This is a genomic window from Cupriavidus sp. 05N40 (assembly GCF_056397305.1).
The window spans coordinates 1-25,581 of the sequence record NZ_JBFTND010000183.1 but is presented as its reverse complement, the minus strand read 5'-3'; the positions used below and the strand labels follow the sequence as shown (position 1 = coordinate 25,581).

25 protein-coding genes and 2 pseudogenes are annotated in these 25,581 nt (G+C 69.2%); 4 read left to right on the top strand and 23 right to left on the bottom strand.

The annotated features are described in order from the left end of the window. The 3 genes from AC1DO7_RS31550 to AC1DO7_RS31540 all read left to right on the top strand — a co-directional run. Positions 1–972 (top strand): GTP-binding protein (locus AC1DO7_RS31550; protein WP_477116982.1); only part of this gene is annotated, 972 nt, incomplete at its 5' end. Continuing rightward, positions 962–1,432 carry a hypothetical protein gene (locus AC1DO7_RS31545; RefSeq protein ID WP_441617431.1) on the top strand — a complete coding sequence of 157 codons (471 nt, stop codon included), beginning with the start codon at positions 962–964 and terminating at the stop codon, positions 1,430–1,432. The genes AC1DO7_RS31550 and AC1DO7_RS31545, both read left to right, overlap by 11 nt. Before the next feature lie 168 nt (positions 1,433–1,600). Further along, positions 1,601–3,769, top strand: coding sequence for a TonB-dependent receptor (locus AC1DO7_RS31540; RefSeq protein ID WP_477116981.1), 2,169 nt, complete (start codon positions 1,601–1,603; stop codon positions 3,767–3,769). 22 nt (positions 3,770–3,791) lie between these two features. Here AC1DO7_RS31540 and AC1DO7_RS31535 read toward each other — a convergent pair whose 3' ends face one another. Continuing rightward, positions 3,792–4,415, bottom strand: a complete 624-nt coding sequence (locus AC1DO7_RS31535) for a glutathione S-transferase family protein (RefSeq protein WP_441617428.1) — start codon at positions 4,413–4,415, stop codon at positions 3,792–3,794. 297 nt (positions 4,416–4,712) lie between these two features. Here AC1DO7_RS31535 and AC1DO7_RS31530 point away from each other — a divergent pair, with 297 nt between their 5' ends. Next, positions 4,713–6,293 carry an ABC transporter substrate-binding protein gene (locus AC1DO7_RS31530; protein ID WP_477116980.1) on the top strand — a complete coding sequence of 527 codons (1,581 nt, stop codon included), beginning with the start codon at positions 4,713–4,715 and terminating at the stop codon, positions 6,291–6,293. A gap of 4 nt (positions 6,294–6,297) precedes the next feature. Here AC1DO7_RS31530 and AC1DO7_RS31525 read toward each other — a convergent pair whose 3' ends face one another. From AC1DO7_RS31525 to AC1DO7_RS31420, 22 genes and pseudogenes are all read right to left on the bottom strand, one after another. Then, positions 6,298–6,882: a GNAT family N-acetyltransferase gene (locus AC1DO7_RS31525; RefSeq protein WP_441617425.1), complete on the bottom strand. Its 585-nt coding sequence runs from the start codon at positions 6,880–6,882 to the stop codon at positions 6,298–6,300. Between the two features lie 27 nt (positions 6,883–6,909). Beyond that, entirely contained in the window at positions 6,910–7,521 is a 612-nt protein-coding gene (locus tag AC1DO7_RS31520; protein WP_441617424.1) for a hypothetical protein, read from the bottom strand. 93 nt (positions 7,522–7,614) lie between these two features. Beyond that, positions 7,615–8,547 carry an MBL fold metallo-hydrolase gene (locus AC1DO7_RS31515; RefSeq protein ID WP_441617423.1) on the bottom strand — a complete coding sequence of 311 codons (933 nt, stop codon included), beginning with the start codon at positions 8,545–8,547 and terminating at the stop codon, positions 7,615–7,617. An 82-nt stretch (positions 8,548–8,629) separates the two neighbouring features. Then, positions 8,630–9,322: a DsbA family protein gene (locus tag AC1DO7_RS31510; protein ID WP_477116979.1), complete on the bottom strand. Its 693-nt coding sequence runs from the start codon at positions 9,320–9,322 to the stop codon at positions 8,630–8,632. Positions 9,323–9,372: 50 nt separating this feature from the next. Beyond that, entirely contained in the window at positions 9,373–9,645 is a 273-nt protein-coding gene (locus AC1DO7_RS31505) for a DUF1289 domain-containing protein (protein ID WP_441617419.1), read from the bottom strand. A 36-nt stretch (positions 9,646–9,681) separates the two neighbouring features. After that, positions 9,682–10,215 (bottom strand): YbaK/EbsC family protein, encoded by a 534-nt coding sequence (locus AC1DO7_RS31500; RefSeq protein ID WP_477116978.1) that lies wholly within the window; start codon positions 10,213–10,215, stop codon positions 9,682–9,684. A 21-nt stretch (positions 10,216–10,236) separates the two neighbouring features. Continuing rightward, the gene (locus AC1DO7_RS31495) at positions 10,237–11,181 is read right to left on the bottom strand and encodes a hydroxymethylglutaryl-CoA lyase (RefSeq protein WP_477116977.1); all 945 of its coding nucleotides are present in this window, start codon (positions 11,179–11,181) and stop codon (positions 10,237–10,239) included. Positions 11,182–11,242: 61 nt separating this feature from the next. Then, a complete protein-coding gene (locus AC1DO7_RS31490) occupies positions 11,243–12,184 on the bottom strand; it encodes a 2-hydroxyacid dehydrogenase (protein ID WP_441617414.1) in 942 nt (313 codons plus the stop codon). A gap of 177 nt (positions 12,185–12,361) precedes the next feature. Beyond that, positions 12,362–13,405 (bottom strand): biotin synthase BioB, encoded by a 1,044-nt coding sequence (gene bioB / locus AC1DO7_RS31485; RefSeq protein WP_441650201.1) that lies wholly within the window; start codon positions 13,403–13,405, stop codon positions 12,362–12,364. Between the two features lie 52 nt (positions 13,406–13,457). After that, entirely contained in the window at positions 13,458–14,159 is a 702-nt protein-coding gene (bioD, locus tag AC1DO7_RS31480) for a dethiobiotin synthase (RefSeq protein ID WP_441650200.1), read from the bottom strand. Next, positions 14,156–15,150: pseudogene (locus AC1DO7_RS31475) on the bottom strand (aminotransferase class I/II-fold pyridoxal phosphate-dependent enzyme). Before AC1DO7_RS31475 ends, bioD begins: the two are co-directional and overlap by 4 nt. Next, positions 15,140–16,618, bottom strand: a complete 1,479-nt coding sequence (bioA, locus tag AC1DO7_RS31470) for an adenosylmethionine--8-amino-7-oxononanoate transaminase (protein ID WP_441650198.1) — start codon at positions 16,616–16,618, stop codon at positions 15,140–15,142. The pseudogene AC1DO7_RS31475 and the gene bioA overlap by 11 nt, the downstream one beginning before the upstream one ends. Positions 16,619–16,929: 311 nt before the next feature. Next, positions 16,930–17,652, bottom strand: coding sequence for a glutathione S-transferase family protein (locus AC1DO7_RS31465; protein ID WP_477116976.1), 723 nt, complete (start codon positions 17,650–17,652; stop codon positions 16,930–16,932). Further along, on the bottom strand, positions 17,649–18,068 hold the full coding sequence (locus tag AC1DO7_RS31460; RefSeq protein WP_477116975.1) for a YchJ family metal-binding protein: 420 nt from the start codon (positions 18,066–18,068) through the stop codon (positions 17,649–17,651). The genes AC1DO7_RS31465 and AC1DO7_RS31460 overlap by 4 nt, the downstream gene beginning before the upstream one ends. Further along, positions 18,065–18,754 carry an HAD family hydrolase gene (locus tag AC1DO7_RS31455; protein WP_477116974.1) on the bottom strand — a complete coding sequence of 230 codons (690 nt, stop codon included), beginning with the start codon at positions 18,752–18,754 and terminating at the stop codon, positions 18,065–18,067. The genes AC1DO7_RS31460 and AC1DO7_RS31455 overlap by 4 nt, the downstream gene beginning before the upstream one ends. Next, positions 18,751–19,335, bottom strand: a pseudogene (locus AC1DO7_RS31450) (DsbA family protein); the annotation flags it as partial. The gene AC1DO7_RS31455 and the pseudogene AC1DO7_RS31450, both read right to left, overlap by 4 nt. A gap of 115 nt (positions 19,336–19,450) precedes the next feature. Beyond that, positions 19,451–20,581, bottom strand: coding sequence for an acyl-CoA dehydrogenase family protein (locus AC1DO7_RS31445; RefSeq protein WP_441650193.1), 1,131 nt, complete (start codon positions 20,579–20,581; stop codon positions 19,451–19,453). A gap of 75 nt (positions 20,582–20,656) precedes the next feature. After that, positions 20,657–21,337: an SDR family oxidoreductase gene (locus tag AC1DO7_RS31440; protein WP_441617396.1), complete on the bottom strand. Its 681-nt coding sequence runs from the start codon at positions 21,335–21,337 to the stop codon at positions 20,657–20,659. A gap of 83 nt (positions 21,338–21,420) precedes the next feature. Continuing rightward, entirely contained in the window at positions 21,421–22,617 is a 1,197-nt protein-coding gene (locus AC1DO7_RS31435) for an acetyl-CoA C-acetyltransferase (RefSeq protein ID WP_441617394.1), read from the bottom strand. An 84-nt stretch (positions 22,618–22,701) separates the two neighbouring features. Further along, the gene (gene can, locus AC1DO7_RS31430) at positions 22,702–23,373 is read right to left on the bottom strand and encodes a carbonate dehydratase (protein ID WP_441617392.1); all 672 of its coding nucleotides are present in this window, start codon (positions 23,371–23,373) and stop codon (positions 22,702–22,704) included. Next, positions 23,370–25,223 (bottom strand): bifunctional isocitrate dehydrogenase kinase/phosphatase, encoded by a 1,854-nt coding sequence (aceK, locus tag AC1DO7_RS31425; protein WP_477116973.1) that lies wholly within the window; start codon positions 25,221–25,223, stop codon positions 23,370–23,372. Before aceK ends, can begins: the two co-directional genes overlap by 4 nt. Before the next feature lie 131 nt (positions 25,224–25,354). Beyond that, positions 25,355–25,581: acyl-CoA dehydrogenase family protein (locus AC1DO7_RS31420; RefSeq protein ID WP_441650184.1), on the bottom strand; the 227-nt coding region annotated here is incomplete at its 5' end.

The window sequence follows — 25,581 nt, the reverse complement described above, 5'->3', positions numbered from 1 at the left end:
AGCATCGCCCGCCTGGACACCATGGTCACGGTGGTCGACGCCGCGCATTTCCTGCAGGACTTCAACGAAGCCGATTTCCTCCAGGACCGCGGCCAGGCCCGCGACGAGGACGACGACCGCACCGTGGTGGACCTGCTGATCGAGCAGGTGGAATTCTGCGACGTGATCGTGCTCAACAAGCTCGACCTCGTCAGCGACACCGAACGCGCGCGCCTGACCGGCATCCTGCATTCGCTCAACCCGCGCGCGGCCATCGTGCCGGCCAGCTTCGGCAAGGTAGCGCTGGACAGCGTGCTCGACACCGGCCGCTTCGACTTCGACGCCGCCGCCGCCGCCCCCGGCTGGCTGGCCGAGCTGCGTGGCGAGCATGTGCCGGAAAGCGAGGCCTACGGCATCGGCAGCTTCGTCTACCGCCGCCGCCGCCCCCTGCACCCGCAGCGCTTCGCCGACCTGATCCACACCGAATGGCTGCGCGAGCACGGCAGCGTGCTGCGCTCCAAGGGCTTCTTCTGGCTGGCCACCCGCATGGACACGGCGGGCACCTGGGGCCAGGCCGGCGGCGTGTGCCGCCACGGCGGCGCCGGCGCCTGGTGGGCCGCGCTGGATGCGTCCGAATGGCCCGAGGAAGAAGACAGCCGCGCCGAGATCCAAGCCGACATGACCGTGGACGGCCAGCCCGCTCCCTTCGGCGACCGCCRCCAGGAACTGGTGCTGATCGGCCAGGACCTAGACCGCCCCGCGCTGGAAGCGCTGCTCGACGCCTGTCTGCTGACCGATGCCGAGATGGCGGGCGGCCCCGAAGCCTGGGCGAGCTACCCCGACCCGTTCCCGGCCTGGGAAGATGGCCTGGACGACGATCACGTGCATGGCGACGACTGCGGCTGCGATGACCACGGCCATGGCCATCATCACGGCCACGCGCATGGTCACGCGCATGGCCACGACGACGGGCACGGCGGGCATGGCCACTAAGCCTCTGCCTCCCTGGCAGCGCCTGCAGCGCCGCCGCGCGCATGGCCTCGGCCTGTGGCCGGCGTTGTGGCTGGCGCTATGCCTGCTGCTGTCCCAGCATGCCGGGCTGACCCACCGCATCCATCACGGCGGGCTGCTGTATGCGCCGGCGCTGGCCGGCGAGCGCGAAAGCGCCACGCACGAATTCCCGGCCGCCGTTGCCGCCGCCGCGGCCAGCGCGTCCGGACACGTGGCCCAGCCCGAACCCGACACCCCGCTGTCGCTCAAGCTGGCCGGGCACTTCTGCGTCCTGTTCGACGGCGCCACCGTGGCCGCAAGCCATTGCGGCACGCCGGCCCTGCCGGCGCTGACACACCTGCAATCCCCGCTGCCGCCAACCAAGGGCTGGCGCAAGCCTGACCTGCCGCCGGCCAGGCCCTTCCACTCGCGCGCGCCTCCGGCCGTCTCCGCTCTCGCCTGATTTCCGGGCCGCGGCAGCCATGCCGCCGCCCGTTCCCTGACGCAACGCGCCACGATCCGCAATCCGTGCCCGCCGCCGCCCGCGCCTTCCTGCCGCGCCGGGCAGCCCGAGGCACACGTGCGGGCGCCGGCGCCGCGCGCTCGACAGCATCCAAGAGCACCGCGAGCCATGTCTTACCGCCTCCAACAAGAATATTTCCTGCGGCGCACGCCGCTGGCCGCCGTCGTGGCCCTGATCGCCTCGGCCTCCACCTGCGCCCTGGCGCAGGGCACGCCTGCCGCTCCCGCCGCGCCGGCCACCTCCGCCACCGCTGCCCCTGCCGCCACCCCGGCAGCCGCGACCCTGCGCGAAGTGGTGGTCACCGCCAATCCGCTCGGCAGCGAGCTCACCGACCTGGTGGCGCCGGTCTCCAGCCTCGGCGGCGACGCCCTCGCCGTACGCCAGGCCAGCACGCTGGGCGAGACGCTGGACAAGCTGCCGGGCGTGTCCTCCAGTTATTTCGGCCCCAACGCCAGCCGCCCGATCATCCGCGGCCTGGACGGCGACCGCATCAAGGTGCTGCAGAACGGCGGCAGCACCATCGACGCCTCCACGCTTTCCAACGACCACGCGGTGCCGGTGGACCCGCTGGTGGCCGAGCGCATCGAAGTGGTACGCGGGCCGGCCGCGCTGATGTACGGCGGCAACGCCATCGGCGGCGTGGTCAACGTGATCGACAACCGCATCCCCAAGGAGCCGATCGAGGGCGTCAGCGGCACGGTGGACGCCAGCGCGACCGCCGGCGGCGACGGCGCGCGCGGCACCAGCGGGCTGGTCGAGGCCGGCAACGGGCAGTTCGCCGTCCACGCCGACGGCTTCGTGCGCAAGACCAGCGACCTGCGCATCCCCGGCTATGCGCGCAGCGCCAGCCTGCGCAACAGCCAGCCRCTGCCCGCAGGCGAATCCGAGGCCTACGGCCGCCTGCCCAACAGCAACGCACAGCAGCAAGGCGGCTCGCTGGGCGGCTCCTACACCTGGGTCGACGGCTTCGTCGGCGCCAACTACAGCGAGTACCACAACGAGTACGGCACCCCGGCCGAGGACGACGTGCGCCTGCAGATGCGCCAGCAGCGCTTCGCGCTCGAGGGAGAAGCGCGCAACCTGGCCAACCAGACCGGCGGCTTCATCGAGTCGGTCAAGGGCAAGTTCAGCTATACCGACTACGAGCACAAGGAAATCGAGTCCGGCCAGACCGGCACCATCTTCAAGAACAACGGCTGGGACGCGCGCTTCGAAGCCAAGCATGCGCGCATCGGCAACATGACCGGCGTGATCGGCACCCAGTTCGGCTCGACACGCTTTTCGGCGCTGGGCGAGGAAGCCTTCGTGCCGAGCACCGACACCGACAACGCCGCCCTGTTCATCTTCGAGGAAATGCCGCTGACCGCCGACGGCGACCTCAAGCTCAACCTGGGCGGCCGCATGGACCACACCAGCGTCAAGGCACATRCCGACGGCAACGACCGCTTTTCCGACGCCAGCCGCAGCTTCAACGCCGGCAGCGCCTCGGCCGGCCTGCTCTACAAGCTGGCCCCGGCCTGGTCGCTGACCAGCAACCTGGCCTACACCGAGCGCGCTCCCACCTTCTACGAGCTCTACGCCAACGGCCCCCACGTGGCCACCGGCTCGTGGGAGCAAGGCGACCCCAACGCCGCCAAGGAACGCGCCACCTCGCTGGACCTGGGCCTGCGCTTCAAGTCCGGCCCGCACAGCGCCGGCATCTCTGGCTACTACAGCCGCTTCTCGAACTACCTGGCGCTGACCAATACCGGCACCGCGCGCGACGCGGAAGGCGATTTCGTGACGCCCGGCAGCGCCGGCGCGCTGCCGGTGATGCAGTACATGGGCGTGCCGGCCACGCTGTATGGATTCGAGGCCGAAGGCCGCGCGCGCGTGGCGCAGAAGCTGCTGACCGGCAGCGACACCGTCGACCTGGAAGCGCGCGCCGACTACGTGCACGGCGAGAACCGCGCCACCGGCGAGCCGCTGCCGCGCCTGTCGCCGCTGCGCCTGGGCGGCGCGATCGTCTACGGCGCGGGGCCCTGGGGCGCGCGCGCGGACGTGACCTACGCCGCGCGGCAATCGCGCGTGCCGGCCAACGACACGCCCACCGACGGCTATACCTTGCTCGGCCTGTCCATCACCTACAAGTTCAAGATGGCCGGCACCCAGACGCTGATCTACCTGCGCGGCGACAACCTGACCAACCAGGACGCCCGCAGTTCGACCTCGATCCTGCGCGACATCGCGCCGCTGGCGGGACGCAACGTCAAGATCGGCTTGCGCACCTCGTTCTGAGCGGCGGCGCAGGCCGCCCGCCTCAGGAAATGCCGTTGCAACCGTGCCGGGCAAACCCCGCGCGGCCACGCAAGCGTGCGAAGTACGCCGCCACCGCGGGATAGTCCGGGTGCGCCAGCGGCGTGGCGTACCACCGGTTGACCGAGAGGCCGAGCGGGATATCGGCGAGCGAGAAACTGCTGCCGGCGGCATAGCCGCCGGTGGCGGCGAGTTGCCGCTCGAGGATGCCCATGCAGCGCGACCAGCCTGCGACGGACGCCTCGACCAGCGCAGCGTCCTGATGCGCTGGCGACTGCCGCGCCAGTGCCATGAAGGCGTACCGCCAGGCGGGGTTCAGCTCCGACGCCTGCCAGTCGATCCACTGGTCGATGCGCGCGCGCACGCGCGGGGCGGCGGGATAGATGGCCGCGCCGCCGTATTGCGCCGCCAGGTAGCGGATGATGGCGTTCGACTCCCACAGCACGAAGCCGCCGTCGTCGAGCACGGGCACCATCGCGTTGGGATTGAGCGCCAGGAACGCCGGCGTATCGGTAGCGCGAAAGCCCGAGCCCCAGTCCTCGCGCTCAAAGGGCAGGCCAAGTTCGTCGCAGCACCACAGCACCTTGCGCACATTGATGGAGGAGGCCTTTCCCAGGATCTTCAGCATGGTCGTCGGGAGCTTGCAGTTGCATTGGCGGACAGCGCGGCTGCGCGCGCTGCATCCAATATACGGCCAGGCCGCCAGGCCGCACAGGGACAGTCGCGCCGATTCGCGGCAGGCCAGTCGCACCGCGCCCGTGCCTTGCCACGGTGAAAGCGCGGCAAGGCACGCGGAAAGAAGCACGCGCAGCGTGCATCGCCGCCTCGCCGCGGTGCATCCGGCGCTGCGGGTCGGCCCGCCTTGACACCCGCGCCGGCGAGTCCCGACAATGCCTCACCGCTCCAAGCCAACAGGGACCACCCGATGACCATCATCCGCCGCGCCCTTGGCGCCGCAGCACTCGCCACAAGCCTCGCCTGCGCATCGCTCTCCCCGTCCGCCATGGCCGCCGGGCTGACCATCGGCCTGTCCGGCGACATCACCTCGCTCGACCCGCACTATCACAACGTCACGCCCAATGCGAACGTGGCCGAGCACATGTTCGAAGCGCTGATCGCCAAGGACGAGAAGATGCGCTTCAAGCCCGCCCTGGCGCTGTCCTGGAAGCCGGTCGACGACACCACCTGGGAAATCAAGCTGCGCCCCGGCGTGAAATTCCACGACGGCAGCGAATTCACCTCGGCCGACGTGGTCTATTCGCTCAACCGCCCCGCCACCGTCAAGAACAGCCCCTCGCCGTACACCATCTACACCAAGGGCTTCAAGGACATCGTCGCGGTCGACAAGCTGACCGTGCGCATCACCACCAACGGGCCGTACCCGCTGGTGCCCAACGACCTCTCCACCATCTACATGGTGTCGAAGAAGGTCGCCGAGAATGCCACCGGCGACGACTTCAACAGCGGCCGCGCCATGGTCGGCACCGGGCCTTTCAAGTTCGTCAGCTTCCGCAAGGGCGACCGCATCGAGCTGGCCCGCAACGACAATTGCTGGGGCAACAAGCCCGAGTGGGACACCGTCTCGCTGCGCATCCTCACCAGCGACGCCCCGCGCGTGGCCGCGCTGCTGGCCGGCGACGTGCAGGTCATCGAGAACGTGCCCACCTCGGATATCCGGAAGCTCTCCTCGGATCCGAACGTGAGCGTGTTCAAGGTGCCGACCTTCCGCATGATGTACCTGCACCTGGACAGCAACCGCGACGTCACGCCCTTCGCCGCCGACAAGGCCGGCAAGCCGCTCGCCAGGAACCCGCTCAAGGACCCGCGCGTGCGCGCGGCCATCTCGCATGCCATCTCGCGCCAGGCCATCGTCGAGCGCGTGATGGAAGGCGCCGCCGAGCCCACCGGCCAGCTGGTCAACTCCACGCTGTTCGGCTACGTGCCGTCGCTCAAGCCAGACACCTTCGACGCCGCCGCGGCCAGGAAGCTGCTGGCCGATGCCGGCTACCCGGACGGCTTCCAGCTTACCCTGCACGCGCCCAACAACCGCTACGTCAACGACGAGCAGGTGGCGCAGGCCATCGCCTCGATGCTCGCGCGCGTCGGCATCCAGACGCGCGTCGAAGCCATGCCGTCCGCCACCTTCTTCACGCGCGCCAACAAGCTCGACTTCTCCTTCATGCTGGCCGGCTGGGGCGCCGACACCGGCGAAGCCGGCTCCTCGCTCAAGTCATTGCTGGCCACCTACGATCCCGCCCGCGGCTGGGGCGCATCCAACCGCGGGCGCTACAGCAATGCCGCACTCGATGCCAAGCTGACCACCGCGCTGACCACCATCGACGACCGTGCGCGCGAGAAGCTGCTGCAGGAGGCGACCGAGGTCGGGATCAAGGACTATGGCGTGATCCCGCTGTATTTCCAGATCAATGTCTGGGCGGCCAGGAAGGGCTACAAGGTGGTGCCGAGGCAGGATGAACGGACCTACGCGTTCGCCATCACGAAGTAGCGCCTCACGCGGCGCCTGATTTCCGCGCGCTGCCGGCCTGGCCGGCAGCCTGGTACCACGGCGGTACCAGCGAGTACATTGCCGCCGCGCACGGTACCCCGTGCAGCACCAGCCGGTTGCGTGCGATGCATTCGAACTGCGCGCCGATCTTCTCCGCCACCGCGCGGCTGAGCACATTGTTCTCCGCGGCGACCACCTCGAGCCGCGTCAGCCCGAGCCGGTGGAATCCGTAGCAGGCCATCAGGTCGGCCGCGCGCGCGCCAAGCCCCTGGCGCTGGCGGCTCTGCCGTATCCAGTAGCCGAGGTTGCCGAAGTTGTAGTCGCGGTTGATCTGGTTGATGGAGACGCCGCCGTACAGCTCCCTGCCGTCCGGCGCGAACACGCCGATGTCATAGGCTTCGCCGGTGCCCATGGCTTCCGTGCACATGTCGAACCAGCTCTCGGCATCGCGCACGCTGTAGCTGGCGTGGCACCAGGGCATCCACTTGCCCACGGTGTCGAGCGATTCATGCACGGCCGCGACGAACTGCGGCACGTCGGTGTAGCGAAACGGACGAAGCTGGAAGCCCTGGCCGTGGAGCGCTTGCATGGTGTGTCCTCGCGTTCCTGTCACCGTTCAGCGCCGGGACCCGCCGCCGCGGGCCATTGCCCCGGCGATCAGCAGGCGGGCCTGCACGCGCGCATGCAGCAGGGCCATGTCGGCATGGCGCAGGCGCGGATCGCGGCTGAGGATCGCCATCGCCTTGCCGGCCTGGCGCGCGCTGGCGATGCCTGCCTCGGCCGCGGCGCGGTCGATCGCGGCATCGAGCTCGGGCTCGGACAGCGGCGCGGCGATGCGGGCCGCCAGGCTCAGCGCGGTGTCGTCGAAACCGGCGCCGTCATCGAAATGAATGCGGCCTTCGATCGCCACGTCGAGACCCTGCGCGTCGAGCTCGCCGAAGCGCAGCTCGCTGACGTCGACCGCGTGGTGACGGCCTTCCACATAGAGCGAGCCGTCGATGTAGCCCGGCTCGGGATTGAGCGGAAAACGCAGGCGCCTGCCCGCCAGCTCTGCCAGGCTGCGGCTGGGCAGGCTCAGGCCGTCGAGCCGCAGCGCGGTGCGCACCTGTGCGCCGCCGAGCAGGAAGGGGGCCAGTTCGACCAGCAGGTCGGCGCCGTGCGCGTGGATCGCAGAGGGCGAAAGATGGGCAACCAGGGGCTGGAGCAAYACGACGGGAAAGACAGGCATCGGCGGCTTCCTCGCAAATGGTCGGGGCGCTTGCCTACATGCTACGGCGTCCGGCTGGCGCGATCAAACGGAAAACGAGGGCGCCGCCGCCGCTCAGTCGCGATTGCAGACGTCCGCGCCTTCCATCGCCAGCGCACCGGCCTTCACCAGCGACGCCAGCATGCGCCCGAGCATGCCGCCAAGATCCTCGCCGTCCATGAAGCGGGCATGGATGCGTTGCATCAGCGGCGTCTGCTCCATCCATGCCAGCAGCGCGCCATACGGCATGCGCTGCTGCTCGAGCAGCTTGAACTTCAGCAGCACCTTGACCGCATGCGCGGCGTTGCGCGCGGGGTCGGCGCGCAGGTAGGCCAGGCGGGCGCCGGCCACGTCGAGCGCGGCGGCCAGATTGGTGAAGGGCCGGCCGTGGCCGGGTATCACCACGCGCGCGCCGAGCGTGGCGATACGCTCCAGCACCGCAGCCTGCTCGGCGAAGCCGCTCTCGCCGTCGAGTTCGGGAAAGATCACGCCGAAGCCGTTCTCCCACAGCGCGTCGCCCGAGATCAGGATGCGCTCCTGCGGGGCGAACAGCATCACCGCGTGCGGATCGTGCCCGGGCGCGGCGACCGCCTGCCAGTCGATGCCGCCCAGGCGCAGCACATCGCCGTCCTGCACCACGTCATCGAAGCCGAAACGGTCGCATTGCTGGCCGGTGGCGCGATAACTGAGCATGTCGTCATCCCAGCCTTGCACGGCGGCGGCCTCCGCCGCCGGAATCAGCGTGCGCGGCTGCCAGCGCCGCTGCAGGATGGCGTTGCCGCCGCAATGGTCGGAGTGCAGGTGGGTGTTCACCAGGCGCCGCAGGGGCCGGCCGCGCAGGCCGGCCTCGACCAGCGCCAGCGTCTGCGGCGCATGCGTGACATAGCCCGAATCGACCAGCGCGGTGTCGTCGCCGTCGAGGAACAGGATGTTGTTGGCCGACAGCCAGCCGCGCTCGAACACGCGCAGGGTGGCCGGCAGGACTGGTGGCGTGAAGGGTTCGGGCATCTGGCGTTGTCTCGTCTCTTGTTCTTGCTCTTGTTCCGGCTCTTGCTCTTGCTCTTGTACGGCTTGTCGTGCCGCTGCGCTGCTACTGGCCGGCGGGCTTCGGCGCGTCCGCGCGGCCCGGGCCGACAGGCAGCGCGCCGGCGGYGCGAAATGCAGCGGAGGCAAAGAACGGATCCTGCCGCAGCCGGGCGCCGAGCATGTCGAGCGCGTCCAGGCCCCAGAACAGCTGCCCCGCGGCATCCCCCTGCACGATGGCGGTGGGCACGCCGAACACGCCGCGCGACACCGCCTCTTCGCCGTGCTCGCGCAGGCGCGCCTTCACCGCCTCCTGCGCCAGCGCAGCGGCGGGTACGCCCAGCGTGGCGCACAGCGCGTCGAAATCCGCCTGTTGCTGCGGCACGCGCCCCTGTTGCCAGACGAAACCGAACAGCGGCGCCAGGGTCTCGCGCGACAGCCTGCCGTCCAGCTCCAGCGCCACCGCCAGCCGCAACAGGGGCAGCGGATTGAAGGGGTGCACGGCGGGCATGGCGAGCGGGGTCTCGTCGCGGTGCGCGATCCAGGCCACATGCTCGAAGGTGAAGCGGCGCTTCGGCGCGATCTCGGCCGGGCCGACATTGCCCCAGTGCCGCAGCAGGCCCGCGAACAGCACCGGCACGTAGCGTACCCGCGCACCGGCCGGCAGCACGCGCGGCAGCCGTTCGAAGGCGAGATAGGAGAACGGCGAGATCGGGTCGAAGTACCAATCGATGACAGCAGGATCGTGGACAGCAGTCATGGGCAACCTCAGTCGGGAAACTTCTGTCGGGAAACTTCTGTCGGGAAACCTCAGTCGGTGTCGCAGGCGCGCGGTCCCGCGCAGGCCTGCGCCGCCAGTTGCGCGGCGCGGGCGGGCAGGCGCGCCCAGGTCGCGCGCCTGCCGGCGTCGTCGCTGCCGGACCAGGCGGCGATTTCCTCGATGGTACGCAGGCAGCCTTCGCAGTAGCCGCTGGCCGTATCCATGCGGCAGACATTGCGGCACGGCGACGGCACCGGCTGCGCGTGCTGCGCGGCTTGCGCGCCGCGCGTCAGCTCGGCGACCAGGCGGGAAAGCCGCGACATGGCGTCAGTGCCAGCCGCGGTGGGCACGCCGCGGCATCATGCCAGCCCGCGCTGCGCCACGTCAGCCACCGCGGCCCCGGTCATGCGCTGCAGCTCCTGCGGGGTGAGGTTGAACACCGCGTGCGGATGGCCGGCGGCAGCCCACAGGCTGTCGTAGCGGAACAGGTCGCTGTCGAGCAGCATCACCGGCGCCACCGCGTGGCCGATCGGGCAGACGCCGCCGATGGCATAGCCGGTCTTCTCGCGCACGAATTTCGCATCGGCCTTGCCGAGCGGCCCGACCACGGCGGCCACCTTGGCCTCGTCGACGCGGTTGCTGCCGCTGGCGATCACCAGCACCRGCGCATCGTCGGCGACGCGGCGGAATATGATGGACTTGGCGATCTCGGCCACCGAGCAGCCGAGGCCGGCCGCGGCCTCGGCCGAGGTCTTGCCGGTGGCCGGCAGCATCACCACGGGCTTGGCGTGGCCCAGGCCGGCCAGCAGGCCGGCCACGCGCTGGGCCGCCTCGGGCAGCGTCGCCGACGCATCAGCGCTATCCAGGGAGCCATGCAGGGAGCGATCGTTCATATCATCTGTTCCGTATCTGTCTCACACGCAGGCAGGCGCGGCGCCAGCGGCATCGGCGGCCGCCGCCCACTTGGACAGCAGCGCGCGGCCCACGCGCGAGCTGTTGGCGCGGCCGATGGACTGCGAGATGAAATCGCCGGCGCGCACCACCTGCTCCAGGTCGATCCCGGTGTGGATGCCCATGCCGTGCAGCATGTACAACACATCTTCGGTGGCGACATTGCCGGTCGCGCCCTTGGCGTAAGGGCAGCCGCCGAGACCGGCGACCGAGGCGTGGAAGGTCGAGATGCCGGCCTGCATGCTGGCCAGGATATTGGACAGCGCCTGGCCGTAGGTATCGTGGAAATGGCCCGAGAGGCGGTCGGCCGGGAACTCCGCCGCCGCCGCGTGCATGACTTCCTGCACGCGGCCGGGCGTGCCCACGCCGATGGTGTCGGCGATGWCGATCTCGTCGCAGCCAAGCTCGCGCATGCGGCGCACCACGTCCACCACCGCGTGCACYGGCACTTCGCCCTGGTAGGGGCAGCCCAGCGCGCACGAGATGCTGGCGCGCAGGCGCAGGCCTTTATCCTTGGCGGCGGCGGCCACCGGCTCGAAGCGCGCGATGGACTCGGCGATCGAGCAGTTGATGTTCTTCTGCGAGAAGGCCTCGCTGGCGGCGCCGAAGATCACCACCTCGTCCGCCCCGGCGGCCACCGCGCCCTCGAAGCCCTTGAGGTTGGGCGTGAGCACCGAATACAGCGTGCCCGGGCGGCGCTGGATGCGCGCCATCACGTCGGCGCCGTCGGCCATCTGCGGCACCCATTTGGGCGAGACGAACGAGGCCGCCTCGATATTGACGAAGCCGGCATCGCTGAGCCGGTTGATCAGGTCGACCTTGACCTCGGTCGGCACCATCGCCTTTTCGTTCTGCAGCCCGTCGCGCGGGCCGACCTCGACGATCTTCACATAGTTGGGCAGGGTCATGGCGTCTCCTCCTTGTGCTGTCTTCGACCGCGGCGCGCACGCCGCGCTCCTGTGTGTGTCTTCAGTAACCGCGCTGCAGGTCGACCACGCCGGCGATCGGCTGGCCCGCGCCGAGCGCGCGGATCTTGCCGGCGATCTGGGCGATGCTGTCTTCGCGCAGGGTCAGCGCGGCGATATGCGGGGTGATGGTGATGCGCGGCTCGCGCCAGAACGGATGCTCGGCCGGCAGCGGCTCGGTACGGAACACGTCGAGCATGGCGCCGGCGATCTGGCCGGACTGCACGGCCGCCAGCAGGTCTTCCTCGACCAGGTGCGGGCCGCGCGCCACGTTGACCAGGTAGGCGCCCTTGGCCAGCTTGCCGAGCAGCCCGGCGTCCAGGATGTTCTCGGTTTCCGGCGTCAGCGGCAGCACATTGACCAGCACGCGCAGGCCGTCCAGGAACCCGGCCTGGCCAGCCTCGCCGGAGAAGCCCTGCACGCCCTCGATCTCGCGTGCCGTGCGGCTCCAGCCGCGCACCGGGAAGCCGAAGCCGGCCAGCGCCTGCGCGATCTGCGCGCCGAGCGTGCCCACGCCCATCACGCCCACGGTGAAGTCGGCGCGGCGATGCGGCTTGAGGAAGCGCCAGTTGCCGGCCTGCTGGGCCAGCGAATACTCGTCGAGGCGGCGGAAGTAGCGCAGTACCGCGTGCGTCACGTATTCGATCATCTGGGCAGCCATGCCCGCATCGTCCAGGCGCACGATGGGCACGCCGTCCGGCAGCGCCTGCGGGTCAGCGTCGCGCAGCCGCAGGATGCCGTCCACGCCGGCGCCAAGGTTGAACACAGCCTTGAGGTCGGTGCGCCCGCGCAGCATTTCCAGCGGCGGGCGCCACACCACGGCGTAGTCGGCGCGCTCGTTCTTGCTGTCTTCCCAGGTCACGCATTGCGCCTCGGGCAGGGCTTCGGCAAAACCGTCGGTCCAGGGCTGGTAACGGCCGTCCGGCACATACAGCTGCAACTTCATCTCTTCTCCACGGTGGGGTTCTTGTCGCGTTTCGTCGTATTTTCGCAGAGATGGCAGAGGAGCGGGGGAATGGGGATGGCTGCCGGCTTCGTGGTGCGCGTGGCGGACCGCCTCGCGCAGGCACCGGGGGCCTTGCGCTGCGTCCGCCACGCAACCTGTGCCGCCATGCCGGCAAGGTCAGCCGGCGTAGCCCTCGGTCCGGATGTCCAGGCGGGCCAGCAGCGCGCGGTCTCGGTCGGCCTGCGGGTTGGCGGTGGTCAGCAGGCGGTCGCCGTAGAAGATGGAGTTGGCGCCGGCCATGAAGCACAGTGCCTGCAGCGCGTCGTCCATGGTCTCGCGCCCGGCCGACAGGCGCACCATGGCGCGCGGCATGGTGATGCGGGCCACCGCGATGGTGCGCACGAACTCGAACGGATCGAGCGGCTCGGCGTGGGCCAGCGGCGTGCCCTCCACGGCGACCAGGTTGTTGATGGGCACCGATTCCGGGTACGGGTCCATGTTGGCGAGCTGGGCGATCAGGCCGGCACGCGCGTCGCGCGATTCGCCCATGCCGACGATGCCGCCGCAGCAGACGTTGATGCCGGCGTCGCGCACATGGCCAATGGTGTCCAGGCGGTCCTGATAGGTGCGGGTCGTGATGATCTCGCCGTAGAACTCGGGCGAAGTGTCGAGGTTGTGGTTGTAGTAGTCCAGGCCGGCATCCTTCAGGCGGCGCGCCTGCTCGGCCTCCAGCATGCCCAGCGTGACGCAGGTCTCCAGGCCCATCGCCTTGACCTCCTTGACCATCTCGATCACCGGCTCCAGGTGGCGCTCCTTGGGGCTGCGCCATGCCGCGCCCATGCAGAAGCGCCCGGCGCCGCTGGCCTTGGCGGCACGCGCGGCTTCCAGCACCTCGTCCAGCGCCATCAGCTTGCCGGCCGTGACGCCGGCATCGTGGTGCGCGCTCTGCGGGCAGTAGCCGCAATCTTCCTCGCAGCCGCCGGTCTTGATCGACAACAGGGTGGAGAGCTGCACGGCATTGGGATCGAAGTGCTCGCGGTGCACCTGCTGGGCGCGGAACAGCAGGTCGTTGAAGGGCAGCGCGTAGAGCGCCGCGACGTCGGCCACGGCCCAGTCGCCAGGCTTGGCGGGAGCGGCCTCGGTGAAGCGGCGCGCGGTCTGGCGCAGGCTGTCGGCGGAGATGGTGGCGACGGTCTCGCCGGCAAAGGTCGTGTTGGTCATGATCGTTGTCTTTTCCAGGATGTCTTGCGGTATTCGTGAGGCTGGCGCCGGCTCAGGCCAGCAGCGGCGCGAGCGCCAGCCGGCTGGCGGCTTCCGCCGGCGGCACCTGCCACGGCAGCGTGCCGAGCAGGGGCGCATCCAGCGACTGGCGCAGCGTGTCGATGTTCTCGTCGCTCAGGTCCATGGCCGGATCGATGCGGTTGGCGATCCAGCCGGCCAGGTGCAGGCCGCGCGCGCGCACGGCTTCGGCGGTGAGCAGCGCATGGTTGAGGCAGCCCAGGCGGATGCCCACCACCAGCACCACCGGCAGGTCAAGCATCATGGCGAGCGCGGCCGTGTCCCAGCCGCCCGCCTCGGGGGGCGCGCCGTCGAGCGGTACGCGAAAGCCGCCCACGCCCTCCACCACCACGGCGTCCGCGCGCGCCTGCAATCCGGCAAAGGCGGCGCGGATCGGCTCGCGGGTGATGCGCACGCCTTCCGCGGCGGCGGCCAGGTGCGGGGATGCCGGCGTGCGCAGCAAGAAGGGGCAGGTCAGCGCCTGCGGCACGTCCACCGCGCTGGCCGCGCGCAGCTGGGCCACATCGTCGTTATGCCAGTGGTCGCCGCGCCATTCGCTGCCGCTGGCCACCGGCTTCATGCCCACGGCGCGCCGGCCGGCCGCGCGCAGCGCATGCAGCAAGGTGGCGCTGGCGTGGGTCTTGCCGACGCCGGTATCGGTGCCCGTGACGAAACAGGCGAACGGCTGCACGCTCATGCCATCTCCTTGCGCGGCACCACGCTGCCCAGGCTGGCCAGCAGGCGCTCCACATCGGCCTGCGCATGCGAAGCCGACAAGGTGATGCGCAGGCGCGCGGTGCCCGCCGGCACGGTGGGCGGACGGATCGCGCCGACGCGGATGCCGTCCGCTTCCAGCGTCGCGGACAAGGCCAGCGCGGCCACGTTGTCGCCCACGATCACGGGCTGGATCGCGGTGGCGCTCTCGCCCAGGCGCCAGCCGGCGGCGCGGCTCAGGCCGGCCAGTCCGCCGCGCAGGGTGCGGATCAGCTCGCCGAGGTGGGCGCGGCGCTGGTGCCCCTCCTCGCCGGCGATCAGCGCCAGGCTGGCCGACACCGCATGCGCCACCGCGGGCGGCGCGGCCGTGGTGTAGATGTACTGGCGCGCGGTGTTGACGAGGTGATCGATGATGGTCCCATGCGCGGCCACGAAGGCGCCCGCCACGCCGGCGGCCTTGCCCAGCGTGCCGATATAGATGATGCGCGGGGAGGTCAGCGCGAAGTGCTCGAGCACGCCGCGGCCCTGCTCGCCCAGCACGCCGAAGCCGTGCGCATCGTCCACGATGATCCAGGCGTCGTGCCGTTCGGCCAGCGCCAGCAGCGTATCGAGCGGCGCCAGGTCGCCATCCATGCTGAACACGCTGTCGGTGACGATCAGCTTGAGCGGGGTGGGGGACTCGGCCAGCAGCTTGTCCAGCGCGGCCACGTCGCGGTGAGGATAGCGGCTCACCTTGGCCCTGGCCAGGCGCCGTACCGGCGCGCGCCTTCGCCCAGGGCTTCGATCAGCGCGGGATGATTGGCCAGGCCGAGGTAGTCGTTGCTGCAGAAGGTCAGCAGCGCATGGCGCTCGCCGCCGCAGGCGTCGCTGACTTCCTGGTGCGGAGCGCAGGCGGTGTGCGCGGTGCGGCGGCGCCGCGTGAGGGCCTGGCCGTCGCGTTCGGCGGCGGCCAGCGTCAGGTGTTCAAGCAGCATCGCGTATCTCCTTGGGGTGCGCCGGCGCCGCCTGCGGCGCCGAGGCGCCGGGCAGTACCGTGTCGAGTGTGGCTTGCAGCCGGTCCGCCAGCCACTGCGCCATGTCCATGTCGAACACGTAGGGCGGCATGACATAGAGCGTGCGGCCGATCGGGCGGATCAGCACGCCGTGCGCGCGCGCGGCGTGGTGGAAGCGCGCGGCGAAATCGCCGGCGCCTACCGGCACATATTCCTCGCGCACGTCGGCGGCCCAGATCAGCCCGCGCTGGCGCACCTGCTCGAGCCGCGCATCGGCGCCCAGCCCGGCCATGGCCTGCGCGAGCCATTGCGCGCGCAGCCGGTTGTGCGCCACCACGTCGTGCCGCGCAAACAGCTCGAGCGTGGCAAGCGCGGCGCGGCAGGCCAGCGGATTGCCGGTGTAGGAATGCGAGTGCAGGAAGCTGCGGGCGCGGTCCGGCTCGTGCGGCGCCGAGACGAAGGCATGCTGGAGCGCGCTGCGCGACATCACCAGCGAGAGCGGCAGGTAGCCGCCGCTGATGCCCTTGGACAGGCACAGGAAATCGGGCCACAGGTGCGCCGGCAGCGGCCCTGCATCCGCGCCGCCCGCCGGCTGCGTGCGCGCCTGCTCCCATGCGAAGAAGGTGCCGGTGCGTCCGCAGCCCACCGCGATCTCGTCGGCGATCAGGTGCACGCGGTAGCGGTCGCACAGCGCGCGCACGCCCGCCAGGTAAAGCGGATCGTGCATCGCCATGCCGGCCGCGCACTGGATCAGCGGTTCGACGATCAGCGCGGCGATCTGGCCGCCGCGCGCCTGCAGCAGCGCTTCGAGCTCATCCAGCGCACGCTGCGCCACCTGTGCCGCGCTTTCGCCCGGCGCCGCCTGGCGCGCATCCGGCGACATCACCACATGCGACTGCATCAGCATCGGATCATAGGCGTCGCGGAAGATCGCCACGTCGGTCACCGCCAGCGCGCCCACGGTCTCGCCGTGGTAGCCGTGGCGCAGGCACACGAACTCGCGCTTGCCCGGCAGCCCGGTGTTGCGCCAGTAGTGAAAGCTCATCTTGAGCGCGATCTCGACGGCGGACGCGCCGTCGCTGGCATAGAAGACATGGCCGAGCGCGCCGCCGGTGAGCGCCGACAGGCGCTCGGCAAGCTCCACCGCCGGCGCGTGCGTGCAGCCGGCCAGCATCACATGCTCGAGCGTATCGAGCTGCGCGCGCAGCGCGGCGTTGATATCGGGATTGGCGTGGCCGAACAGGTTGACCCACCACGAGCTGGTGGCATCGAAATAGCGCTGGCCGTCTTCGCCATGGAGCCACGGGCCCTCGCCGCGGGCAATCGCCAGCGGCGGCTCGCCGGCGTCAGGGCGCAGCGGCGTGCAGGGATGCCACACCGCGCGCAGGCTGCGCTCGCCGAGCGAAGGCGCGGCGGGCACTGGCGGCAGGGATTGGGACTGGTTTTCCAAGGAAACCCTCCTTTGTTGAGCGCGCCTGCGGCCTGCACTGCCTGCGCGGGGGGGCAGGCGGGCGGCACTGGCGTGCGCGTTGGGGAGAGTCATGGTAGGGAGCTCCCCGGTCCCTTGGCAAACATTCCCGGCTTTACACGTTAGCAGCGTGTTGAGCGACGAACCACGAAGAAGGCCATGGCCCCCGGCATCTCGCCGTCAGCATGCGCGTATCTCCACATGCGGTGTGGCCTCGCATGCCCAAACCCCGCTGACCGGGGCCATCGACTGCGCCGACGAATGCGGCTAGAAGGACAGCCCGGGCGCCGGATTCAGCCCCGCCTGTCCAGCGGGTGCCCCGGCAGCAGATCGTACGGATGCTTCCAGCCCGGCAGCGCACGCAGGCGTTCGGTCCAGGCATGGATGCGCGGATACTCCTTGCGCCAGTGCACGCCGATCTCGTCGTCGAAGAACACGTAGCCGGCCAGCGAGAAATCGGCAATGGTCAGACGCTCTCCCAGCACGTACGGTCGCCCGGACAGATGCGCGTCGAGCACGCTCCAGGCGCCTTCGCAGCGCTGGCGCAGGAACTGCAGCACCGCCGGATCCGGCGCCTTGGCAAAGGTGCGCAGGAAGCGGTAGGTGGCGGTGTAGGCGGTGAACTTGTGGTTGTCGAACAGCAGCCAGCGCAATACCTCGGAGCGCTCGACCTCGCTGGCGGGGCCGTATGCATCGAGGCGCTGCGCCAGCAGGTCGAGGATGGCGCCCGACTGCGACAGCCGGCGGCCGTCGAACTCGAGCACGGGCACCTCGCCCATCTCGTTGATGGCACGATACTCCGGCGTATGGGTCTCGCCGTTGAAGTAGTCGACGAAGCGCGGCGTCCACAACTGGCGCCGGCGCTGCACGCCGATGGTCTCCAGCAGCAGGGCCACCTTGTAGGCATTGCCGGATTGCGCGAAACCGTACAGCAGGTATTCGGTCTCATGCGCGGTCTCATGCGCGATTTCATGCGCGGCTGCATTCTTGCTGCTTGCTGCGGCTTTCAATGTCATGGTGTCTCCCCAAGCATGTCGCCATCCAGGTAGAGCCAGCGCGGCGCCTCGCCGGCGGCGCGCGGCTCCAGTACGAAGCGGCTGCGCTCGTGCAGCCGGAAAGCGCGCCCGCCGACCTTGTAGCGCGCGACGAACTCCACCTGCGCGTGCGTCTCGTCCTGCTGCGCGTGCGCCTTGACCGCAAGGCCGAGCCAGCGCGCGCCGGCATCGGCAGCCAGGTCATCCGGGCAGGTCGACGGATGCCAGGTCTGGCGCAGCCAGTTCTCATCGCCCAGCACATAGGCGGCGTAGCGCGAGCGCATCAGCTGCTCGGCATTGGACGGCAAGGCCTCGCCGCGGTGAAAGCGCCCGCAGCAGGCGGCATAGTCGCCGCCGCCGCAGGGACAGGCGCCGGTGCCGGGCGCGCGCGCCTTCATCCGATCAGCCCCGGCAGCTCGCGCATATCCGTGAAGGTGCTGCGCGCGCCGGCCGCCAGCAGCGAGGCGGCATCGTTGCGCGCGGCGTAGCCGAACACCGTCATGCCCRCCGCCACGCCGGCGGTGATGCCGGCCGGGCTGTCCTCGATCACCGCGCAGCGCGACGGCTCCACGTTCATGGTGCGCGCGGCGAGCAGGTACACGTCGGGCGCGGGCTTGCTGCGCTCGACCTCGGTGGACGAGAAGATGTGCTCGCGCTCATCCTGCTGKAACAGTGCCACCAGTCCGGTGCGGCTCAGCTGCAGCTTGACCTTGACGCGGTCCGCGCCGGAGGCCACGCAGATGGGCAGGCCAGCCGCGGCGATGGCGGTGACCGCCTCGCGCACGTGCGGCACGGCCTGCACCTCGGCCTCGAGCACGGCATTGCGCCGCGCCAGCCATTGCGACAGCCAGTTCTTCGGCAGCGGCGCGCCGCGCCTGAGGGCGATATTGTCCAGCTCCTCGCGCACCGCGCGGCCCAGGAACCACCTGGTGGAATCCTCGAGCGAGATCTCGATGCCAAGCTCGTTGAGCATCTGGTTGAGCACGCGGTTGACGATGGGCTCGCTGTCGACGAGCACGCCGTCGCAATCGAAGATCACGCAATCGAAGCGGGGATGGCGGATCGGCTTGATGCTGGCATTCATGCGGGTTTCTTTTCCTTGCTGCTATCTGTGTTGCCGGGTGTGCTTGCGGGGCTGGCGGCCACCGCGCGCAGCTCCGTCGGGCGCCGGCTCTTGAGGAGGGCCTCGATCTGGTCGAACCGGTCGAAGCCCCAGAACGGCGCGCCGTCGATGATGACGAAGGGCGAGCCGAACACGCCCTTGGCCATGGCGACCTCGATCTCGGCCTTGAGCTGGTCCTTGATCTGGAAGCTGCTGGYGCCGGCGTCCATGGCGTGCGCATCGATGCCGAGCGGCTCGGCCAGCTTCACCAGCTCGGCCGGCTCGGCGATATTGATATCGTCCACGAACAGCGCGCGGTAGACCGCCTTGGCGAACGCGGTGGCGATGTCGTCGCCGTGATGGTTCTGCAGCCATAGCATGGCGCGCGCGGCCTGCGTGGTGGGCAGCGGGAAATGCGTCGGGCGCTGGTACTCGATGTCGTGGAAGCGTGCCGTGCGTTCGAAATCCAGCYAGCAGTATTCGCCCTTGAGCGGCACCTGCGGCAGCGGCGCGCTGCCCGTGGTCTTGAACACCACCCCGAGCAGGATCGGGTGCCAGGCCACGATGCTCCTGGGGTCTGGCCGGGGGTCGATGCTGCGATGAATCCGGTGCTTCGGTGCTTCGGTGGTGCGTTGGCTTGTCCCCGGCTTGCCGCCGGCCCGCGGGGGACAAGTGCCGTCAGGATAGCGCGCGCGCGATCAGGATCTTCTGGATATCGCTGGTGCCTTCGTAGATCTGGCAGACGCGCACGTCGCGGTAGATGCGCTCGACCGGGAAATCGCTGACATAGCCATAGCCGCCGAACACCTGGATGGCGGCCGAGCAGACCGCCTCGGCCATCTCGCTGGCATACAGCTTGGCCATGGCGGCCTCCTTCAGGCACGCACGCCCGGCATCCCTGAGCGACGCGGCGTGCCAGACCATCTGGCGCGCCACCTCGATCTTGGTCGCCATCTCGGCCAGGCGGAACTGCACCGCCTGGTGCGCGAACAGCGGCTGGCCGAAGCTCTCGCGTTCCTTGGCGTAGGCCAGCGCCGCCTCGAAGGCGGCGCGCGCCATGCCGATGCTTTGCGAGGCAATGCCGATGCGGCCGCCCTCCAGCCCGGACAGGGCCATCTTGTAGCCGGCGCCCTCTTCGCCGAGCAGGTTGGCCGCCGGCACCCGGCAATCCTCGAACAGGATCTGCGCGGTGTCGGAAGAATGCTGGCCGAGCTTGTCCTCGATGCGCGCGACCACGTAGCCGGGCGTGGTGGTCGGCACCACGAAGGCGCTGATGCCGCGCTTGCCGGCCGCCTTGTCGGTCACCGCCAGCACGATCGCCACGTCGGCGTTCTGGCCGCTGGTGATGAACTGCTTGACGCCGTTGAGCACGTAGTGGTCGCCGTCGCGCACGGCGGCGGTACGCAGCGCGGAGGCGTCCGAGCCGACGTGCGGCTCGGTCAGGCAGAAGGCGCCCAGCATCTCGCCGCGCGCCAGCGGCACCAGCCACTGCTGCTTCTGCGCTTCGCTGGCGAAGGCCATCAACATGCTGCACACGGGGCAGTTGTTGACGCTGATGACGGTGGAGGTGCCGCCGTCGCCGGCCGCGATCTCCTCCAGGATCAGCGCGAGCGAGAGATAGTCCAGCCCGGCGCCGCCATACTGCTCCGGCACCGCCACGCCGTAGGCGCCGAGCGCGGCCAGCTCGCGGTGCACGGCCTTGGGAAAGACCTTGTCGCGGTCCCAGGCGGCGGCGTGCGGCGCGATTTCCTGCTGTGCGAACTGGCGCACGGCGTCGCGGATCATTTCCTGTTCGGGCGTGAGCAGCATGTCAGGTCACTGATGGCGTTGTGGTTGTGGTTGCGGTAAGAAAGGCGGTCGCCTGCGGCGCGGCGGGCGTGGCGCTTACCACGGGATCACGCCGCCGTCGTAGTTGCGGAAGCCGCCGTTGTCGTGCCGTGTCGCGCCGGCGATCACGCGGCGCATGCCGGCAACGCTCTGCTGGGGCGTGATGTCGGCTTCCTTGCCGCCCATGTCGGTCTGCACCCAGCCCGGGTGGAAGGCCAGGCAGGTAGCATGGCGCGCGTCGAGCGAGGCGGCCTTGAGCGCCGCGTTGGCTGCCGCCTTGCTGACGCGGTAGAGCCAACTGCGGTTGCTGTCCATGGCGCCGATGCTGCCCATGCGCGAGGCCAGCACCGCCAGCACGCCGCCCTGCCCCGAGCGGCCGGTCTCGACCATCGGCAACAGCAGGGGCAACGCCATCATCGGTCCCAGCACGTTCACATGCATCACCGCGTCGAAATCCTCGCGCGAGACCGGCTGCGCGCCTTCGGTGCGCGGGCCGATCACGCCGGCGTTGTAGACCGCCACGTCGAAGGATTCGCCGTCGAGCTTCCAGCCCAGTCCGGCAACCTGGCCCGCATCGGTCAGGTCGGCGCGCAGCGCCTCGGCACCGAGCGCTTCGATGGCCGCGATGCCATCGTCGCTGCGCGCCACGGCCAGCACGCGCCAGCCGTCGGCGCGGTACTGCCGCACGAATTCGAGACCGATGCCGCGCGAGGCACCAAGGATGAGAGCGGTAGGCAAGGCGTACTCCTTCTTGTTTGTCGGGTTTCAGGCAGGCGGCCACGCAGCGGCGGGCCGCCACGTTGCCGCCGGTGCGGCGGCGCTCAGACGATTTCCAGGCCCACGGCGGTGGCTTCGCCGCCGCCGATGCACAGGCTGGCCACGCCACGCTTGCCGCCGGTCTTGCGCAGCGCGCCGATCAGCGTGGCCATGATGCGGGCGCCCGAAGCACCGATGGGGTGACCGAGCGCACAGGCGCCACCGTGGATATTGACCCTGTCGTGCGGGATCTTGAGGTCGTGCATGGCGGCCATCGGCACCACCGCGAACGCTTCGTTGATCTCGAACAGGTCGACACTGTCGGTGGTCCAGCCGAGCTTGCGGTAGAGCTTGCCGATGGCCTCCACCGGCGCGGTGGTGAACCAGCCCGGTTCCTGCGCATGCGTGGTGTGACCGAGCAGGCGTGCCAGCGGTTCCAGGCCGAGGCGCTTCGCGGTGGATTCGCGCATCATCACCATCGCCGCGGCGCCGTCGTTGATCGACGAGGACGAGGCGGCGGTAATGGTGCCGTTCTTGGCAAAGGCGGGCTTGAGCGAAGGGATCTTGTCGAGCTTGATGCGGCGCGGGCCTTCGTCGGTGTCGATCACGGTGTCGCCACCGCGGCCCGGCACCGTCACCGCGGCGATCTCCCAGCGGAAATCGCCGCGCTCGGTGGCCTGCTGCGCGCGCCGCACGCTTTCCATGGCGAATTCGTCCTGCGCCGCACGGGTGAAGCCGTACTTGGCCGCGCAGTCCTCGCCGAAGGTACCCATCGAGCGCCCGCCCCCCTTCTCGTCGCGGATATAGGCGTCTTCCAGGCCGTCCAGCATCATGTGGTCGAAGATCATGCCGTGGCCGATGCGGTAGCCACTGCGGCCCTTGGGCACCAGGTAAGGCGCATTGGTCATGCTTTCCATGCCGCCCGCCACCGCGATCTCGAAGGCGCCCGCCACCAGCGCGTCATGCACGGTCATGGCGGCGCGCATGCCGGAGCCGCACATCTTGTTGACCGTGGTGCAGCCCACGCCCATCGTCAGGCCCGCGCCGAGGGCCGCCTGGCGCGCCGGCGCCTGGCCCTGCCCGGCGGGCAGCACGCAGCCGAACACCACTTCCTCGATCTGCTCCGGCGCCAGGCCGGCGCGCTCCACCGCGGCGCGGATGGCGGCCGAGCCGAGTTGCGGCGCGGTCAGCGCGGCGAACTCGCCCTGGAAGGCTGCCATTGGCGTGCGAGCCACGGATACGATGACAACGGGATCTTGCATGGAATGTCTCCAGTGATATTGGCAATGGCGGGCGGCAGGGCCGCCCTGTCTGTTATTCGCTGGTGCTGCGCCGCGTCGCTAGCGTCAGCGGATCGAAGCCTGCGGCGGATCGCCGAACTGGCGGTAGGCTGCGTCGAGCTGCTCGTGCAGTTCGTCGTTGTTGCTGGCGGCCATGCCGAGGTCGCGCAACAGGCCGTCGGACACGCCGTAGACCCAGCCGTGCACGGTGACTTCCTGCCCGCGGCTCCAGGCGTCCTGCAGCACCGTGGTCTGGCATACGTTGCTGACCTGCTCGATCACGTTGAGCTCGCACAGTCGCGTGTGGGCATCTTCCTCGCGGGTGATGGTGCCGAGGTAGGCGCCGTGCTTGTCGGCCACGTCGCGCACATGGCGCAGCCAGTTGTCGGCCAGGCCGATGCGCTGGCGCTTGAGCGCGACCTTCACGCCGCCGCAGCCGTAGTGGCCCACCACGGTGATATGGCGAACCTTGAGCACTTCCACCGCGAACTGGATCACCGACAGCGCGTTGAGGTCGCTGTGGGCAATCACGTTGGCGATATTGCGGTGGACGAACACTTCACCGGGCGCCAGGCCCAGGATCTGGTTGGCCGGCACGCGCGAGTCCGAGCAGCCGATCCACAGGTACTCGGGCGCCTGCTGGTTGGCCAGGCGCATGAAGAAACTGGGATCCTCGGCGTTGACGCGGTCGACCCACTCGCGGTTGTTGCGGAACAGCTGGGCGATGGCATCACTCATGCGACTCTCCTTGCGGGAACGGGTTCGCCAGTGGCGGGCGGCACGTCGCCAGGCAAGGCGCTAGCGTCGGCCGTGCCGTAGCGGTTGATAAAACGCTCTTTGACATCATAGGCATAGAAATCATGGATTTGACCGGCCAGCAGCCGGTCCTTGTGAGCCTGCCACATGGCAGGATCGAAGAAATCTTCGTGGTGACGCAGGAAGGCGGCGCGCACGCGCGGGTCGCCCAGCAGGAAGGTACCGTATGTCTCCGGGAAGATGTCGTGGCGGCCCACGCTGTACCAGGGCTCGCCGGACATCTCTTCTTCTTCGTTGCGCGGCTGCGGCACGCGACGGATATTGATATCCGTCAGGTACTCGATCTCGTCGTAGTCGTAGAACACCACGCGGCCGTGGCGCGTGACGCCGAAGTTCTTGTAGAGCATGTCGCCGGGGAAGATATTGGCGGCGATCAGTTCCTTGATGGCATTGCCGTATTCGACGATGCCATGCTCCACCTGCGCTTCCGTGCCCTCCTGCAGCCAGATATTGAGCGGCGTCATGCGGCGCTCGATGTAGACGTGGCGCACCACGATCTCCTCGCCGCCGTCCTTGCCGCGCTGGTATTCGATCATCGACGGCGCATGCAGCGTGAGCTCGGCCACCAGCGCATCGTCGAAGCGCGACAGCGGGAAGGCCACGTTGGAATACTCGAGCGTGTCGGCCATGCGGCCCACGCGGTCATGCCGCTTGACCAGCTGGTACTTCGACTTGACCAGCTCGCGCGTGGTTTCCTTGGGTGCCGGGTAGTAGTCCTTGATCACCTTGAACACATAGGGATACGAAGGCAGCGTAAACACCAGCATCACCAGGCCCTTGATGCCCGGCGCGCTGATGAACTTGTCCGACGAATGCTGCAGGTGGTGCAGGAAGTCCCGGTAGAACAGGTTCTTGCCCTGCTTCTGCAGCCCCAGCGAGGTATAGATTTCCGCCCGCGGCTTGCGCGGCATGATGTCGCGCAGGAAGGTGACGTAGGCCGAGGGAATCTCCATGTCGACCATGAAGTACGAAYGCGTGAAGGAAAACAGGATCAGCAGCTGTTCCTTCTTGAGCAGCACCGTGTCTAGCGAGAGCTTGCCCTCGGGCGTGTGCACGATGGGAATGGCCAGCGGATAAGTACGGTCGGCGTTGAGCACGCGGCCGATGATGAAGGCCGATTTGTTGCGGAAGAACAGCGACGACAGCACATGGACCTGGAAATTCGGCGCGATGCGGAAGTCGCCGAAGTAATCGCTGAGCGCGCGCACCACGTAGTCGATGTCGCGCCGCAGATCCTCGAACGGCAGTTCGAGCTGGAAATTGTGGACGATGCGCTCGAAGCAGGCCGCCATGCCGATGCGGCTGCCCGGGTAATAGGCGCGGAACGTGGGCCGCGTCGGCGACTCCTCGTTCTCGATGTACTCGGTCGAGATGGCCGGGCGCACGAAGATGAAGTCGTTGTTGAAGTACGAGCGGTGCAGGATGCGCGTGCACACCGAGTTGAAGAAGGTCTCGGCCAGCTCGGGCTGGTGATGGTTGGTCAGCAGGCCGATGTAGTGCAGCTTGATCTGCTGCCAGATCTCGTCTTCGATGTTTTCCGCATCGTATTCGTCCTCCAGGATCAGGCTGGTCTCGCGCACGCGTTCGTTATAGAAGGCGATGCGGTCGCGCTGGAGCTGCTGCAGGCCGTGCCAGTCCGCCGCCTCGAAGCTCAGCTTGGCCTGGTGGCTGACTTCGCGGAACAGGCGGTAGTGCTTGTCGAACCCGTCCAGCATGGTGCGGGCCACGTCGTACGCGATCTGCGAGGACAGCAGCTTGGGGAAGTGAGACATGGCACGGGCCGGTGGCGAGGAAGAGACGACGACAAGTTCCGGAGATTGTAAATTGGTTCGGGAAACCGGCGCTGGCTGTTTGGTGCGATGGCCGGCGCAATGCCGGCCCCCGGCCAGGTGTCACGCCGGCATCACATGGTCTCGGCGTACAGTTCGCGCCCGATCAGCATGCGGCGGATCTCCGAGGTGCCGGCGCCGATCTCGTACAACTTGGCGTCGCGCCACAGGCGGCCCACCGGGTATTCGTTGATATAACCGTTGCCGCCCAGGATCTGCACCGATTCGCCGGCCATCCAGGTGGCTTTCTCGGCCGTGTACAGGATCACCGCGGCGCAGTCCTTGCGCACCTGGCGCACGT